This window comes from Caballeronia sp. LZ024 (assembly GCF_031451455.1).
In the GTDB taxonomy this organism is placed as follows: Bacteria; Pseudomonadota; Gammaproteobacteria; order Burkholderiales; family Burkholderiaceae; genus Caballeronia; species Caballeronia telluris.
The window spans coordinates 1-15,981 of sequence record NZ_JARUXL010000001.1; the positions used below are offsets into that span (position 1 = coordinate 1).

Sequence of the window (15,981 nt, forward strand, 5' to 3'; positions counted from 1 at the left end):
GCCGGCAGCTCGTCGTCTCCGGGGCTACGCCGCCTTCGACTTCTCACTACCGGCCAAGATGAATGTCGCTACACCGGACTTAACCATTGTCGCCGCCCATACGGCACCGGCCCGCGGTACATCGCAAGTCTGTGCTCCTAGCCAAACCTCGATGCGCGTGCTTTCTGTAGTTCAAAATCGTCCGTGTGAGTATCTGTCGGGAATTACTGCAGGACTCTGCCAAACACACCGTGTACTTATATGCCCTACGTCCATCAAGACTTTGAACGCGAGAAGTTGTATGAAGAAATCTGGTCGGAGCCAGTCAGCAAGGTGTCAAAAAGGTATCAAGTGTCTGATGTGGGTCTTCGAAAGATTTGTCTGAGCCTGGATGTTCCAGTCCCACCACGCGGCTACTGGGAAAAACTTGCTGCCGGCAAGGCCGTGAAAAAGCCATCGCTGCCGCCGACCAAGGGAGCCACAACTTACCGACGCTCGGTCTTCAGAAACCCACAGGACGATGAGCTGTTACTGCGCACCCAGGTGCGAATCGATGAGGACGCCACCGGTGCCCCGGATGCGCCATCCGTCAGCATGCGCACATCTATTGACGAATGCGTGCCCCTGGTCAAACGGATGGCGAAAAAGCTCGAAGGTAAGCAGCGCGATTCGCGGACATGGCCATATTGCGAAGGAGCCGGACTGATGCGGGCCGCCGTGTCCCCGCAGAACTCGCTGCGCGCGCTTCTCGTGCTGAACATGCTTATCGAGACACTAACGGGCGCAGGATATTCGCTTTCATCTGGCGGCAAAGAGGACGAGCCCGCATATGTGACTCTGCTTGGCAGCAGGTTGACGTTCCGCGTGAGGGAGCGAGCCCGCCAGGAGAATATCCCATTGTCCCGCGAGCAACTGGCCGAAAACAAGCGCGCCGGATACAACCTGCACAGCCAAGGCTACGTCTACCATCCCACGAACGAATTGGAAATATCGGCTTTCAGTGTCGGAAGCACTTATGCAGCGGCAACCGCTGCGGACAGTCGGAGCGCCCTAGTGGAAACGAAGATGCAGGCGTTCGTTGGAAGGCTTCGACATCTGGTTATACGCAACTCTGTACAAGCCGAGATGCGGATTGAACAACGGGCAGCCGCCGCTGTGCAAGAGGCCGAACGCGCAAGGCTGGCGGCGGTTCGTCGAGCGGCATCTGAGCAACTCAAACGGGTCGAAGAATGGGCCTCGAAGCTTGAGCGAGCGAATCGCCTGCGGACGCTCGCAAACGAGTTCGACCTCAAGAAGCTGAAGTCGTCCGACGATGTTATTGATGCCACATGGCTGCGACGAGCTGCGGACTGGCTGGACCCGACTGTCGAATGCCGATGGGACGATATGGACAATGCGCCAGCTGGATACGGTGAGTTCTAGCGGTTGGCTGCCGGCCGTATGTAAGCCGAGTCAGTAACGATGGTATTCAGAACGCTGGCGAGCGTTTGCTGCGAAGGCGTCCAGCGTCGTGGCCAACCTATTGCATCGATGTGCTGCACTGACGTGTTCAGGCGGCAACAGCGGAGCGCACCAGATGGCGCAGGCCGCATCGAAACGCAAAGCAGCGCGTCGCGGGACGGAGCGCGCTTTCAAAAGGCAAATTTTTGGTGGAGCGGAGGAGGCTCGAACTCCCGACCTTCGCATTGCGAACGCGACGCTCTCCCAGCTGAGCTACCGCCCCACGTCGTTGCAATATTAGCATGGCGGAATATTAATTTTCCATGCGATGTGTCGGGGCGTGACCACGATAGTCCTTTTGAGACCAATGGCCTTTAAGTTGTCGACGATTTCCGAATACCCGCCCATTCCGTTCCCGGGGTGATGACTTCAATCTGGGAGACGGAGACCATCCAGATTTCTCCAGGCTGTTGCCGCGCGTTCACGCAATTCTCCTTAGGCGGGTGCGCTCAGCGATGCCATAGTGGTAATCCAGCGCGTCAAAGCGATAACTCTCAAACTCGATGGGGTTTTGGTCGGCGAGGGATGCGAGGTTGCCGGCAATCCAAATGTGGCGGCAGGTTGTAGTCCGGCGTCGATGCATTCGTCCGGTCGAGCGGAACGGGAACACTGATGTCCGGCAGAAGGCGCGTATCAAAATGCACCTTCGTTCAACATGTACGTCTCAACTTCTAACCGGTTCTTTAGAGCAATCTGCTGCGCCTCCGGTTTGGCTTCGCCTTCGAGGTCCAGGCGCAGATGTCGCAGAGCGTAAAAGAGAAACGCCTGTCTGCAATGGAACTCGACTTGTCCGTTCTCCATCCCAAAATCAAGTTCAATGGCAAGTCTGTGCGACTTGCTCAGTTCGGGATGCGGAATCAATACTAAAGGCACTATGGTGTGCCACTTCACATCATCATCCGGACTTGCGGCGGCCGGCTCAAAGCTGTCAACCTCCAGCATGCGCGCAACAACGAAGTCCAGAAACTGGTTGCGCATGTGGCAGTAGGCGCGTGCGTGCCAGCGGAAGCCATCGTGAGCAAGTGCATGCGGAGAAATCGTACGCGGGGAAGGCTGTGGTCGTGTCATCGATTGGTACAACACGCGTATCGCACAGCGCTCGCGAATGGCTCGAAGAAGCGCGACCAATACATCGACACGGATGGTTCGACCTGGATGTGGCACTGTTGCGACCGGAGGCGCCCAAGTGATGAAGCTGCTTTCCTCTGAGTCCAGCCCGGAAGCGTGCGACAACAACTCGTTGAGATAGCGACCAGAGTCGCTCGACGGGTACAGCGGCTTAAAGTCGGCAGACGCTATGTAGACCCGGGAGCTGCGGTCGTAATTTAAGTTAGTCGACGCCAGTTCCGTATATTTAGCGATGTCTAGCGACGCTTGGGGCACGGAAATGCCAAAGAACTCTGTGAGGTCACTGCGGTTGAGACGGCCGTCCCACCGAAGTCGAAAGTCAATGAATTCCAGGCGACGGTCCTGGCTCCACCGACCAGGGGCGCGGCTACTGGATGACCCTGTTGGGTCCGATGTGGTGGGCAAGCGTTCGGGCATCGTCGGAATTCTCTCACGAGTAGTAAAAAGATGTGCGAATAAAAACTAGACTCGTATAGAAAGTAGTCGTATAATGGCTCCAGCAGATTGTCTCGGAGGTCCAAGTGGATAGCGTCACTGGTTACCGTTTCGTTGGGAGATGGGCGTGAAGGCGCTTCGGGGCGCAGCGGCCCTGCGCAATCTGCGCGAGCAACCCCTCTGGCGCCTGTTGGCAGCCACCAAGGCACCCGTAATAATTGCCTTGTTCCAGTCGCTTTTCACGGGCACTGACAAGGCGTTGCCAAGTTCGGTGCTTCATGAGCGCCTCGCTCGTGACATCGACTCGCTTCGCTCGACCGGCGAAGACCTTCCCCAAACATCCCAAGCGTACGTCTCTGAGTGGCTCAATCAAGGCTGGTTGACGCGCCGGTTTCCCCTCGGGGCTCCCGAAGAAGAGTACGAATTGTCGGCCGAAGCGCTTACTTCGGTGCGCTTTGTCACGGGACTCTTGACGCCGAGAACGACCGCCACAGAGAGCCGGCTTTCAGTGGTCATTCACCAACTGTCGCGACTGGCTGAAGAGACCAATACCAACCCCGAAGCACGCTTGGCAGCGCTGCGCGCTGAGCGCGAGCGTATCGACACGGCCATCGCTGATGTCGAGCGTGGCAGCGCGAAGGTGCTGCCCCCGGACCGCGCCATCGAGAGCGCGCGCGAAGTCATCGCTCTGGCCCAAGACCTTGCGGCCGACTTCCGAAGCGTCCGTGACGAGTTCGAGCGGTTGAACCGGGGGCTGCGGCAGAGCCTCATGGAGAACGAAGGTAGCCGTGGTGACGTGCTTGAACAGCTTTTTGCCGGCGTTGACCTTATCGGCGAGAGCGATGCTGGTCGCACTTTCAACGCGTTTTGGCGTTTGCTGACAGACAGCGAGCAAGCCGCCACTCTTCGAGAGTCGTTGGACGAAGTGACGAGCCGGCCCTTTGCGCGACAGTTGGAATCGCACGAACGCAAATTCCTGCATGGGCTAACGGGCGCTCTGTTGAACGAAGGACGAGCGGTACACGACGTGTCGCAGCACTTTGCACGGAGCCTCAAGAGCTTCGTGCAGAGCCGCGAGTTTCTTGAGCACCGGCGGCTGCACCGCCTACTGAAAGAAGCAACGCAGGCAGCGCTCACCGCCAAGAATGCAGTTCGCCCTAATGAGCAGGTTGGTTTCGAGCTCATGCAGTCTAGCAGCCGCATCCGGTCAGTATCACAGTGGGCGCTCTATGACCCCACGCAACGAGTGACGGATTCGTCAATGCGGGTTGCGGAACCCTCTGAGCTCGACCTGGAAACCGTGAGCGAGCTCGTGCGGCAGTCGGAAATCGACTTTCGAACGCTCAAAGCCCACTTGCGGACCATTCTCGAGCGCCAGTCGCAGGTCACCATTGCTCAAACACTAACCGAGTTTCCAGCGGAACAAGGTCTTGGTAGCGTTGTTGGCTATGTGGCGTTGGGTGCCAGGCACGGCGAGGTCACGGACAGCACCGAGCTCGTCTCATGGGAAGGCGACGACGCGACCCAGCGTCGCGCCAAAATTCCAACCATCTATTTCATGAGGGAGCGCTATCTTGAACTCGTTGACTGACCCTACCGACGAAAGCGTCGCTGGCGAGCACGCGCCCGATACCCCAGTTGCTGAGACTGCGACGTTCCGAGGCGATACCGGTTCGCTTCCAATTGATACCAGGCGGGTGCTGGTACAACTGCTTCTGGGCCCTTCCGTGGACGCCCGGCGCCAGTCAAAGCTCTGGCCGGTGCTGCTTCGCGATGAAGCCGTCGTCCGCTCGCGCATGCATGACCTCTTTCTCGAGGTCGTCATTGACCACGAGCAGCGAGTCGCGTTCACGCGGCAGGTCGCCTCCGAGGACATCGATGTCCCCATCCTTCTTCGCAAGGCATCGCTCACCTTCCTGGACACAGCGTTGCTGCTCTTCTTGCGACAGCGCCTGACTCAAGCCGACGCGCAGGGCGAACGGGCTGTCGTGTCGCGCGATGACATGCAAGAACACCTGTCGGTGTTCGAACGGGGGAACAACCCCGACCACGCAAAATTTGAGAAGCAAATCGTCAACGCCGTCGACAAAGCCAAGAAGCTCAGCCTGCTGCAATTCGTTCGCGGCTCTGGCGAGAGGTACGAAGTCTCACCGACGCTCAAGCTCCTCTTCTCGGCTGAAGAAATTCAAGACCTGACACGAACTTATGCCGCTCTGGCGTCCTCGCATTACGCGATAAACACCGGCGAAGGCAACGCCACTGAAGACGATGCATCGGCCAGCAGTGCCGAAAACGAGGAGGACTCGCTGTGAGCATCGACCAGCACGTGTTGTTGGACGGCAGCGATGACCAGTTCCGCCTTACGCGCATACAGACGTTCAATTGGGGAACCTTCTCCAACGTCTTCGACTTCCCCATCCCCAAAGAGGGCTACCTCTTCGTGGGGCCGTCTGGTTCGGGGAAGTCGACGGTTCTGGACGCTCACGCGGCGCTGCTGACGCCACCGAAGTGGTTGGATTTCAACGTTGCAGCGCGTGAAGCAGACCGACATGGACGCGACCGCAGCGCCATGACCTACATTAGGGGGGCTTGGGCCCAGCAAACGGGAGATGGTGGCGAGTACGTTTCACAATACCTTCGCGGCGGCACGACCTGGTCTGCCATCGCCGAGACCTACCGCGATGCACAAGGTCGGGTGGTCGTGCTCGCGCAAGTCCTATGGGTCAAGGGCAACACCACGGCGTCAAGCGACGCCAAACGGCTGTACCTCACCCTCGAGCGTGAGTTCGAGATTCAGGAACTGGAGTTCTTCGCCAAGAACGAGTTCGACACCCGCCGCTTCAAACACGACTTGCTCGATGCGAAGGTGTACACCGAATTCAGCGCATATCAGGAGCGCTTTCGTCGTCTGCTGGACATCGATAACGAGCGCGCCCTCCGCCTTCTGCATAAGACGCAGTCGGCGAAGAATCTCGGCGACCTCAACGTGTTCCTGCGGGACTTCATGCTGGATGAGCCTGAGACGTTCGCCATCGCCACCAGCCTAATCAACGAGTTTGGTGAACTGAACGAGGCACACCAGGAGGTAGTGGCTGCCCGCAACCAAATCCAGATGCTCAAGCCGGCGCGGGAAGAGCACATGGAGCTTGAACGTGGCAACAACGACCGCAACGGGCTGCAGGCAATCCAGACTGCCATTGACCAGTATCGAGAGCACCGTCGCAAGGTCCTCGTGGACGAGCGGATTGCAGAGCTGGAGGTCGACGAGGAAGCATCGCGGCAGGAAGTCCAACGTCTCTCGCAGATTGCCGATGACGAGTCCGTCAAGCTGACGGACCTACAACGTCAGAAGCTCAAAATCGGGGCTGATGTCTTGGTTCGTCTCGAAGAAAGCATCAAGGCGGCGGAGGCAGATAAACTCGTCCGGATGAATAAGCGTGACCAGGCGGCTGTCGCGTGCAAAGTCATGGGATGGGCGATGCCTGACAGCGTGGTGTGGTTCGTCCAGCGAGTCGAAGCGGCCAAACAGCGAGTCCTCAGGGCTCACGACCTGACGAAGGAAGTAGAGGACCGAAAGGACCAGCTCAAGGCAGACCATCGGCAGGCCAGTGAAGAATTCACCACAGCGGTGGCCGAGGTCAAAGCCCTGGAGCGTCAAAGGTCCAACCTTCCGGCACGGCTCGTGGACTTGCGTGAGCGCATGGCCCGTGACCTTTCGATACCCGAGGCGAAGCTGCCTTTCGCGGGCGAACTGGTGGAAGTGCGTTCTGATTCGACCGAATGGCGGGGCGCCATTGAGCGCGTCCTCGGCGGTTTCGCGCGCTCTATCCTCGTGGATGAGAAGCTCTACCCGGCGGTCTCGGCTTACCTGAACGAGCGCAACATTGGCGAGCGACTGGTGTACTTTCGGACTGTCCAGCAGACATCCGGACGCACGCCTGGTCCCAATTCTCTGGTGCGAAAGCTGAACTTCGCGCAGGGAAGCTTTGGTGAATGGGTGCGGGAGGAGCTAAAGCACTCATACGACCTTGAGTGCACCGACACGCTACACGCGTTCCGCAATGCCCCTCGTGCCGTCACCCAAGAGGGCCTGGTCAAACACAACACGGTGCGGCACGAGAAGAACGACCGCCACTCAGTCAATGACCGCAGCCAGTGGGTACTGGGCTTTGACAATAAGGACAAGCTCACTCTGTACAGGAACAAGGCAGCAGAGCTTGGCGGACGCATCGCTGAACTGCGGATGGCGCTGGACAAGATTGGGGATGAAGAAGTCCTCCAGCAACAACAGCTCTTGCACTGCCAGAACCTGTCGAACCTGACGTGGAACGACGTCGACGTCGGCGCACTTCTGGCCCGCATCGACGACTTGACGACACGCCTCAACGCGGAGCGGGACGCCAGGCCGGACCTTGCCATCCTGGATGACCGCATTAAGACGCAGGAGGACGTCCACTCCAAGGCCGTTGGCAAGAAGAACGATGAGGATGTCAAAGGTCGCTCCATCAAGTCCGACATCGAGAAGCTAAATGTCAAGCTGGCCGAGCTGGCTCGTTTGTGGCCCGCCTCTGACAGGCCACCGGCGTTCGCCGCCCAAATCGAAGCGCGGTATGCGGCCACCGGCAAGCAGGTTACTGTCGACAACCTTGACCAGGTGAACGGGCAGGTGGACCGGGGCCTCAGCAATGAATTGCGTGCGATTGAGAGTCGCTTGGGCGACTTGCGTAATGCTATCGTCCAGCGTTTCGTAGAGTTCAACCGCTTGTGGCCTTCGGTTGCTGGTGGTCTGGACGCTACGCTGGCCAGCGCCGACGACTATCTGGCAAAGCTCAAGCGGCTGGAAGATGACAACCTTCCGGCGTTCGAAGACCGGTTCTTTGGGTTGCTACGCGAGCAGAGCGACCAGAACCTAACTCTTCTGGCTACCAAGCTCGACGAGGAGCGCTCGGCAATTCGCTCGCGCATGGAACTGGTCAATGAGAGCCTCGAGACGGCGCCGTTCAACCCGGGAACGCACCTCGTCATCGAAACGACCGACAAGTCGCTCGAGGATGTGCGGCTCTTCCGCGCGAGTTTGAGGGAGTCGCTCAGCCACTCGTTCTCGAACGACCGCGACCTGGCCGAAGAGCGCTTCAAGACGTTGGCTGCCTTGGTTAAGCGCCTCGCCAGCCAGGAAACTGTGGACAGGAACTGGCGAAATCTGGTGCTCGACGTCAGGCAGCACGTGGAGTTCGTTGCTCGCGAGCTTGACGAGGACGACGTCGAGGTGGAGGTCTACCGTAGTGGCGCAGGAAAGTCGGGGGGACAGCGCCAGAAGCTGGCTGCTACCTGCCTGGCGGCAGCCCTGCGCTATCAGCTTGGCGGCCAGGACCGCGCGCTTCCGAGCTACTCCACCGTGGTGCTCGACGAAGCTTTCGATAAAGCCGATGCAGAGTTCACTGCGATGGCGATGAACATCTTCAAGACATTCGGGTTTCAGATGATTGTGGCCACCCCTCTGAAATCCGTGATGACACTGGAACCTTTCATCGGGGGAGCATGCTTCGTGCATATAAAGGACCGCAAGAAATCTGCCGTCATACCCATCGAGTACGACGGCGAGTCCAATCGCTTGAAGTTGACTCAGGACGTACGCAATGCCGAAGAAACTGCTGTCTCCTGAGTCGGCGCGCGAGTTCCTTGTTCGTCGCTTCAATAACCAGCACGAGAGCTGGCTTGCTGGGGAGGGAGCTTGGCCGCTGGTCGTCGCGCTGGGTGCTCCCACCGACAAGGACATCGCCGAGGATGCTTCGGCGGTCCGCACATGGGCTTCCGCTTGGCAGTCGAGAATGGGTCCGGGTGAAGTTGTCTTCGAAGAGCGCCAATTTGCTCGGTTTGGACGGCATCGCCTTCCTGTCAGCCTGAGCTTCGCGAATGCGACTGCGGTTGCGACTGCCGTCGGTCAGACCAGGCGCTGGGAAACTGCAACGGAGCGCTATCAGCAGATGTTGAATCGCTGGCCGGTGCTTGCAAAAAACAAGTTCTTGGCATCGAGGTTCGATGTGCTAGCCGACTACCATCCGGCAGACTTCGAGCGGCTGGTGACGCTGTTGACATGGCTGGAAGCGAATCCCGATTCCGGACTCTATCTTCGGCAACTTCCTGTCGAGGGGCTTGACACGAAGTGGTTGGAGAAGCGAACGGGCCTGGTGGCGGGGCTCCTTCGGTCGTTGCGCGGAGTCACTGTCGACGACACCGACTTCCATGCTTTGTCCGGCCTGAGGAAACCTGCGCACAGGGTCCGAATCCGACTCCTATGCCCAGTCTTGCGCGAACGGGTCGGTGGCCTTTGTGACATCGAGGCACCTATAGCTGAACTTGCGACGCTGCCTATTGAGCCCAAAGCAGTGGTTATTGTCGAGAATCTTGAGACGGGCATGGCACTCCCGGATGTTCCGGGTACCGTGGCAATCATGCGGCTTGGTAATGCGGTGAGTGCGTTGCATGTCCTGCGATGGTTGCGCGGGCCGCAGATTGTCTACTGGGGTGACATCGACACTCACGGTTTTGCAATTCTCGACCGCGCCCGCAGGGTCATGCCTCAGCTTCGGTCGGTACTTATGGACGAAGCAACACTGGTTTCGCACCGCCCGCTGTGGGTGGAGGAATTTTCACTGTGTCCCAATGTCCCGTTTGATGAACTGACGGCTGAAGAGCGACGCGTCTACGACAACCTACGCGCTGGTAGCTGGGGGCAGCGCGTCCGTCTTGAGCAAGAGCGTCTGTACTGGGCTACGTCGATAGAAACGCTAGTGCATGCGCTTGAGGGTCGGACTAACGTCGAGGAAGGCGTGGGACTATCCGTTTCTCCGAACGGCCTCCAGCTGTCTTGAGGTCGGGAAGCTTGGTACGGAGTTTCTCAGCTTATGCGTCCGTTTTTGGCGATGAAAAGGGGAGCGATTTGAGTTCGCTTGGCATGGATAGGAACGGGGACGTACGCAGCGCCTCTGAGTTCAAAGAAATCTTCGGGGAGACCGGTAACTCATACGGTCCGTACAAGTGCCCCTTCTGTGAAGTTCCGTTCGAAGACCGATGCATCGTGACGGAGTGTGTGAAGGCGCCACATTTCAAACTTCCGAACGGAACCGCCCACCGCAATGGTTGCAACGGTGAGGCGGGCGATGGTGTGACTGCTGGCGCGAACGCCCCGTCAGAGGCATCAAAGCGGACCGTCGTGGGGAAAATCGAAATACCTGAGGCTTTGGTGCGCCGACGAAAGGCGTCATCCGTACGCAAACCCGGCGACGATGGGCTTGGAGCACCGCCGGATGCGATTGAAATTGTCCGGCGTCGCAGATTGATTGACTCCGACAAGACCATTTCAAGTTGCTTTACCACTTCACAGCTCCGGCCCATTGTCCACGCATACAAGCGGCTACGGAAGCATGCATACGAGCAGGCTGTCGCAGCCGGGCTCGAGCGCGGAAGTGCCGCATACAACGCACGGTTCCGCGAAATTCTCGACGCCCATGACTTATCGCTTTACAAACAAAAACTGACGTACGGAAGCGCGTTTCAAGGGAGCAGGTTGTCGCCTTGGCATGTAGAGCGCGTATATAACGGTTCAGGGAAGGTCCTTGCGGAGAATGACTGCCTGGTCATCAAAGATATGAATACGTGGCCGAGGCAGCTAAAAAGCAGGGACCTCATACCGTTCGAAATTAAGGTCAGTAAGGCGCTGGCATCAGATGCACCCACCAGTCTTTTGCGCGCGCTAGCAGAGCTGGAACACATTGCCGCATCGGGTGGCGAAGTCGAATGGTGGGCTTACGGCGTGCCGCTTCTTCAAGGTCAGAAATTTGAGCTCTCTGTAGATTCTTTGGACCATATCTACTGGATTGGCCAACATCAGCGTTGAAACTTGAGCTAGATGCCGGCTGGCGTCGCGCGGTTCAGAGTTCGGCTAGAGGGCCGCGCTGAATTGCTGCTGGTCGAGAGAAATGGCCGCAATGATGGACTCGAATTCCACCATTAAATCCGGATGGTGCTGGGCAACGTACTGACGTGCAGATTCGTTTTCGAGGAGCTTGGCGAGATACCCTTTGGCGAGCACCAGGTTGAGCACATCCTGGCCGTAGTTCTGCTCGACCAACTTGTATTGACCTTGGAGATTGCTCATTTCCCGCTCCATTTTCGCCATCTGCTCCGGACTGACACCGGTCAGTTTTTGTGGCTTCTTACCCTCCACCAGAAGCGCTGCTGGCGTAGCAACCAGCAATGCCTCGGCGTAGGCAACGGACACATTGTTCGCGGCGACCATCAGCTCGACGCATTCAACTTGCCGCGTCGGCTTCATTTTGCGGATAGCGCGAACAAGTTCCGCCGAAAACTGCCGGTCGCCGAGAAGTTCAGCCGCTTCCGGGCACACGCCATCGAGGAGCGACATCTTCTTCATGATTTGGGATACGTCGACGGAAAGAGCTTTCGCCAACCGCTCGGGCGATACGCCTCTCTCAATTACGCGCCGTATCATGTAGTGCTCCTGGATTGTCGACAGGCGATTGACACGGTTGTTATAGGTGTAGCTTTCGTCGTCGGTCGCAACAAGGCAGGCGGCACGCTCATGCTTCAGGTCCTGGATGGCGAGTAAGCGCAGATGGCCATCCAGAAGAACATGTTGCCCGGAAGACTGGTCCGCGGCCATTACAGAAAGCGGTTCAATGAGGCCCACCTCCTCGATTGAGGTTCTTATCTGTTTGTATTTGCGTGATTCGACCACGGGCGCAGGTATTCTGCGCGATGGCAAGATGCTGCAGACCGGCACCGATAGCGGCTCTGGAATGAATCCGAGGGTGACTCCAGTCATGTGGCACTCCCGCTTGGCCAAACCCGCTCGGCAAGGTACTTCGGCAGGCTGGCCAGTCCCTCCGCGCGTAAGAGGTTGATGAAGTTCTCATCAGAAAACAGCTGCCTCAATGCACCGACGACAAACAACAACCGCTGTTGTGCGAATTCGGCCTTTCTGACCATGGATTTCTGACGTTCTACTTCTCGCTCGTACGTTCGCACGAGGCTAGATGTCGTGACCGCGGCAGACTTGCTGGTCATATTGTGTGCGGTGCTTCGTCCGAGTGCCTTTCTTCGCTCAATGACACGACGGGCGGTCATCAGTTGCTTGCCCCGCAATTTTCCCGATTCGTACGCCTCCTGGAGCGCGGCCTGTACCTGCGTATCGTCGTCGCCGGCTCCGACAATGATGAGGGCGGCATTCAGGGGAACGAGGCCTTTCTCCACCGCAACAACAAGTCTTTCTTCACCCTGATGCAGCAGCGTGAGGATGCCGTGAACGTAGGTCGCGGTGAGCCCTGTCTTTTCGGCGATGACCTTTGGCGCATATCCCTGTTCCTGCAATTGCCGAATGCCAGCGAGCCGTTCGAGAGGGCGACACTGCCTGCGCGCGATGTTTTCAGTCAGACTCATGACGAACGCGTCCTCGTCGCTGACGCTGACAACGAGCGCGGGGATGGTCGCCTCTCCAAGCGAGCGGAATGCCTCCAATCGGCCTTCGCCGCACACAAGAAGATATTTCTCTATGCCGCTGGTCGTCGCTCGCGGCGTCACCACGATGGGCTTTTTTAGGCCAATAGTCTTGATGTTATCGACGATTTCTTTGAAAACCCGACCATTCCGTTCTCGCGGATTGATAACTTCAATCTGGGCGACGGGGACCATCCGGATTTCTCCGGGCTGCTGCCGCGAATTCACGCTACCCTCCTGAGACGGGCGCGTTCGGCCATGCCATACAAGTAATCCAGTGTATCGAAGCGATAGCTCTCAAACTCGATGGGATTCTGGTCCGCCAGATGAATGCGAGGCTGGCAAAAATCCAGATGTGGCAACAGGTAGTAGTCCAGCGTCGATTCGTTGGCCTGGTCGAGGCGCACGGCAACCGTGATGTCCGGCAGAAGACTGGTATCGAAGCGCACCTTCCAGTGATTGCGACCATTGTCATGTGCCTGACAACGGGCGAGTACGATGCAGGCTGTGAACTCCTCGTTGACCGTCAGCAGGTCGGTTGCGGGGTCGCGTATCACTGTGCCACCCAAATCCGCGATTTTCGTTTCGGTTTGTGAGACGATTTGCGGATGGAGTTGCCGCAGGAAGCGGTTGGTTTCGATGTAACGGTAATCCCGGCCGGGTGTAAAACCAACGGTCTGATACGCGCGAATCAGACTGCCAAAACGGTACACGTAGACCGATGTGGATGGCATGCCATCGGTTTCATCAATCACGACACCAGAAAGAAATCCTCGACTTCGATACAGGCCGCGCAGCCGCTCGATTAATTCCTCGTTTGAATAGCGACGCGCCCGGGCTCTCATGATGCCTTGAGCCGTGTAGAACGTCTCGCTCGGAACAATTGCCTGAAACGCACCTTCTTTTCGAATCCACATATCAGGTGTGTTGGTCACACGCATCTTCTTCAGCTTGAACGACACACGGTTGTACACGTTATTGCCGATGTATTTCTCGTTGGTCAACACCTCGCGTACCGTGGCTCGTGTCCATTCCCGGTCGAGGTCAGTCCGAACGCGCATTCCGTTCAGACGCGCGGCGATTTCGTATTCGTCGAGCGACTCATCGATAAACCAGTCGTAAATCAGGTTGACCGTTCGTACCTCGCTTTCCGGCCCCGGCATGAGAATCACCCGGTCCGTCTGGAGGCTTTTATGTTCGCCGCGGTGCAATTCTGCTTTCATGAGGCCATGGTCATCGACTAACACGCGCCGCAATCCATAGCCTGCCGGCCCTCCTTGGCGGAACCCCATTTCAATCAAGCGGCACTGGCCTGCGAACACCTTAGCCGACAGCTCCCGGCTGTATTCGCCAGCCATGGCCCGCTTCACGCCTTTGACGATAGTCGAGACCGGTGAGCCGTCGTTCTCAAACTGCTCGGCGCAGTACGCGACCTGGATGCCGGCGCGGCGGCAGATGTACTCGTAGTACGCGCTCTCGTCAGCATCCTGGAATCGCCCCCATCGACTCACGTCGTAAACGAGGATGACGCAAAAGTCAGCATTGCCATTGACGACATCAGAGATGAGATTTTGAAGCGCCTGCCGGCCGTCAATCCGTAACCCGCTCTTACCCTCATCAGCATACGTACGGACAATTTGGAATCCGCGACGGGCAGCGTAGTCTCGAATCCGGTCGCGCTGATTCTCGGTGGAATACTGCTGATGTTCGGTCGACATGCGTACATCTTCCGCTGCGCGCCCGGCAGAAGAACTGGCGTCGACCGGCGCATCCGAGCTATTGAATGACATGCTCCACCCCGCAACTCAAACACGGACAGGCCGCACGCATCGGACGCAAGTGAACGCCCGATGCGAACCATCGAATGGTCGCGGTCGAAAGCGAACGGCGACAAGGCAAAGGTAGCAGGCTCGAAACCGATGCGTATCAAGTCATCTATTTGCAATCACGTCGGCGGCGCAGTCGGCGTAGACAGCACGGCGATGTGAACGGTCCACGCGTCCATTTTTGCAACGCTGGCGTCAGCCGCGCGAGACAGCAGGTAGAAGCCAGAGTCCAGCGGCCGGGGAAGCTTGATGACGTCCATATTTGCAATTGCGCTGGAGGCCCGCCGCGCATTGCGCAATCGCTGCATACTGCGGTTGCGCTCGCAATACGCCGGATGCGCACCCCGATATTCACGCCAGTAGCGCGAGTGGTCCGCGCGCCATTTCGCCTGGGCGCGAGCCTGGTTGTCGCGATAGTCACTGTCGTTACGGAGCCGGTTGCTCTGCCAGTCGCGTCGCCGGGCGCGCTGACAAGCCTCCAAGGAGCAATATCGTTGACGGGGGACCTGCGGCAGCGGCGCAAACGCGTTGCCACAGGCAAGGCAAAAGCGGGTCGATTTCATGGGCCCCTCCAGGTCAGGTGGCGACGGGCGCACGCAGAGGTTCCGACCTGTCACGGCGGACTCTGGTGTGTTAGAGACATACATTTTTCGGACAGACTTGCGGGCGAATCACACACTTTTCGGACAAGTCACGGCCGTCGATGCTTGGAATCGCACATGTTTCGGTCCGCCCAAAGTCATTGGTCAGCACGAATCCGCGCACATACCGAAGCGCCGGGTAGATGTGACCCAATTGGCGCGGAAGTCAGAACGCGCACCGCGCAATCGCCGCATGCTGCGGCTACGCTAGTAATACCGGCGGGCAATTTGCGGCTGCGGCGCGAACGCGTTGCCGCGAGCAAGGCAGAGGCGGGTCGATTTCATGGGGCCCTCTCGGTCGCGGCTCGACGGGCGCATGCGGCCGTCTCGACCCGCCAGCGAAATCACTGGCTTGGCAAGGGATGGAGAAGGGACATCCGTGCGCATCCAGCAGATTCCCATCCCCCGCGAAAATCGCTAGAATTTCCTTACTTCAAGCGCAGTTTTTCGAAAAAACGCGCGCGTGCGCGACCGCCGTCCGCTGACGGGAGAGCTCGTTTCCGGGCTTCGAGCACACCTGCATTTGACGTGGCCCTGGTTTGAATTTCCCGGCTTATGCGTCCGCTTTTCTCACGTTATGCGTTCGCACTGGCTGGAGCGCCTTATCTGGCGAGGGCTAGTTTCTCGGGATATGAGACCGTCTACAGGAGTGCCGTCGCTCTTTGACCCCGACCCACCGCAGTTCCTAGGAAAGCCAACTGATCTCCGATCAGTTGGCTTTTTTCATGGCCGAGGGGAAAACTACGTCGGCAGCAACGCGAGCCATCGCGGGATCGTCGGCGCGAGCGCGCTGCCGGACGGTTCGCCGCAGCGTCTGCTCTTCTGCGATCCGCAAGGCAACGCGCGCTTCGACTACACGGCCATCGTGCGCGGAAACGAATGGCGCCTCGACATGCCGTTCTTCATCATCGACGCCATTCAGGCAGGCCGCATCCAGGTTCGCGTTGCGCCGTGAG

General features: G+C 58.3%; 12 protein-coding genes and 1 tRNA gene. 7 read left to right on the forward strand and 6 right to left on the reverse strand.

Annotation, left to right across the window (positions count from 1 at the left end):
• The first annotated feature begins 240 nt into the window (after positions 1-240).
• Positions 241-1,401 carry a hypothetical protein gene (locus QCE48_RS00005; RefSeq protein ID WP_309786832.1) on the forward strand — a complete coding sequence of 387 codons (1,161 nt, stop codon included), beginning with the start codon at positions 241-243 and terminating at the stop codon, positions 1,399-1,401.
• A 225-nt stretch (positions 1,402-1,626) separates the two neighbouring features.
• On the opposite strand, the gene QCE48_RS00010 is transcribed toward QCE48_RS00005, so the two are convergent.
• Both QCE48_RS00010 and QCE48_RS00020 read right to left on the reverse strand, forming a co-directional pair.
• Positions 1,627-1,702, reverse strand: a tRNA-Ala gene (locus tag QCE48_RS00010).
• 410 nt (positions 1,703-2,112) lie between these two features.
• Complete coding sequence (locus QCE48_RS00020; RefSeq protein ID WP_205803150.1) at positions 2,113-3,024, reverse strand: YafY family protein; 912 nt, start codon at positions 3,022-3,024, stop codon at positions 2,113-2,115.
• Positions 3,025-3,163: 139 nt separating this feature from the next.
• Here QCE48_RS00020 and QCE48_RS00025 point away from each other — a divergent pair, with 139 nt between their 5' ends.
• The 5 genes from QCE48_RS00025 to QCE48_RS00045 all read left to right on the forward strand — a co-directional run bounded on the left by QCE48_RS00025 (position 3,164) and on the right by QCE48_RS00045 (position 10,939).
• Positions 3,164-4,633, forward strand: a complete 1,470-nt coding sequence (locus tag QCE48_RS00025) for a DUF3375 domain-containing protein (RefSeq protein WP_309786830.1) — start codon at positions 3,164-3,166, stop codon at positions 4,631-4,633.
• A complete protein-coding gene (locus QCE48_RS00030; RefSeq protein ID WP_309786829.1) occupies positions 4,617-5,354 on the forward strand; it encodes a DUF4194 domain-containing protein in 738 nt (245 codons plus the stop codon). Before QCE48_RS00025 ends, QCE48_RS00030 begins: the two co-directional genes overlap by 17 nt.
• Positions 5,351-8,704, forward strand: coding sequence for an SbcC/MukB-like Walker B domain-containing protein (locus QCE48_RS00035; protein ID WP_309786828.1), 3,354 nt, complete (start codon positions 5,351-5,353; stop codon positions 8,702-8,704). Before QCE48_RS00030 ends, QCE48_RS00035 begins: the two co-directional genes overlap by 4 nt.
• Positions 8,679-9,914 carry a DUF3322 domain-containing protein gene (locus tag QCE48_RS00040; protein ID WP_309786826.1) on the forward strand — a complete coding sequence of 412 codons (1,236 nt, stop codon included), beginning with the start codon at positions 8,679-8,681 and terminating at the stop codon, positions 9,912-9,914. The genes QCE48_RS00035 and QCE48_RS00040 overlap by 26 nt, the downstream gene beginning before the upstream one ends.
• Positions 9,915-10,132: 218 nt before the next feature.
• Entirely contained in the window at positions 10,133-10,939 is an 807-nt protein-coding gene (locus tag QCE48_RS00045; protein WP_309786825.1) for a hypothetical protein, read from the forward strand.
• Positions 10,940-10,984: 45 nt separating this feature from the next.
• Here the strand turns inward: QCE48_RS00045 and QCE48_RS00050 are convergent, their stop codons facing one another.
• The 4 genes from QCE48_RS00050 to QCE48_RS00065 all read right to left on the reverse strand — a co-directional run bounded on the left by QCE48_RS00050 (position 10,985) and on the right by QCE48_RS00065 (position 14,947).
• Positions 10,985-11,887, reverse strand: a complete 903-nt coding sequence (locus QCE48_RS00050; RefSeq protein WP_309786823.1) for a plasmid partitioning protein RepB C-terminal domain-containing protein — start codon at positions 11,885-11,887, stop codon at positions 10,985-10,987.
• Positions 11,884-12,786, reverse strand: coding sequence for a plasmid partitioning protein RepB C-terminal domain-containing protein (locus tag QCE48_RS00055; RefSeq protein ID WP_309786821.1), 903 nt, complete (start codon positions 12,784-12,786; stop codon positions 11,884-11,886). Before QCE48_RS00055 ends, QCE48_RS00050 begins: the two co-directional genes overlap by 4 nt.
• A complete protein-coding gene (locus QCE48_RS00060) occupies positions 12,783-14,348 on the reverse strand; it encodes a recombinase family protein (RefSeq protein WP_309786820.1) in 1,566 nt (521 codons plus the stop codon). Before QCE48_RS00060 ends, QCE48_RS00055 begins: the two co-directional genes overlap by 4 nt.
• A 155-nt stretch (positions 14,349-14,503) precedes the next feature.
• Entirely contained in the window at positions 14,504-14,947 is a 444-nt protein-coding gene (locus QCE48_RS00065; RefSeq protein ID WP_309786818.1) for a hypothetical protein, read from the reverse strand.
• A 727-nt stretch (positions 14,948-15,674) separates the two neighbouring features.
• On the opposite strand from QCE48_RS00065, the gene QCE48_RS00070 reads away from it, so the two are divergent.
• A complete protein-coding gene (locus QCE48_RS00070; protein ID WP_309786816.1) occupies positions 15,675-15,980 on the forward strand; it encodes a hypothetical protein in 306 nt (101 codons plus the stop codon).
• Position 15,981 lies beyond the last annotated feature (1 nt).

Coding starts and splice junctions, on each gene's coding strand:
- QCE48_RS00005 (WP_309786832.1), top strand. CDS start 241: ATGCCCTACGTCCATCAAGACTTTGAACGCGAGAAGTTGTATGAAGAA.
- QCE48_RS00020 (WP_205803150.1), bottom strand. CDS start 3,024: ATGCCCGAACGCTTGCCCACCACATCGGACCCAACAGGGTCATCCAGT.
- QCE48_RS00025 (WP_309786830.1), top strand. CDS start 3,164: ATGGGCGTGAAGGCGCTTCGGGGCGCAGCGGCCCTGCGCAATCTGCGC.
- QCE48_RS00040 (WP_309786826.1), top strand. CDS start 8,679: ATGCCGAAGAAACTGCTGTCTCCTGAGTCGGCGCGCGAGTTCCTTGTT.
- QCE48_RS00050 (WP_309786823.1), bottom strand. CDS start 11,887: ATGACTGGAGTCACCCTCGGATTCATTCCAGAGCCGCTATCGGTGCCG.
- QCE48_RS00060 (WP_309786820.1), bottom strand. CDS start 14,348: ATGTCATTCAATAGCTCGGATGCGCCGGTCGACGCCAGTTCTTCTGCC.
- QCE48_RS00065 (WP_309786818.1), bottom strand. CDS start 14,947: ATGAAATCGACCCGCTTTTGCCTTGCCTGTGGCAACGCGTTTGCGCCG.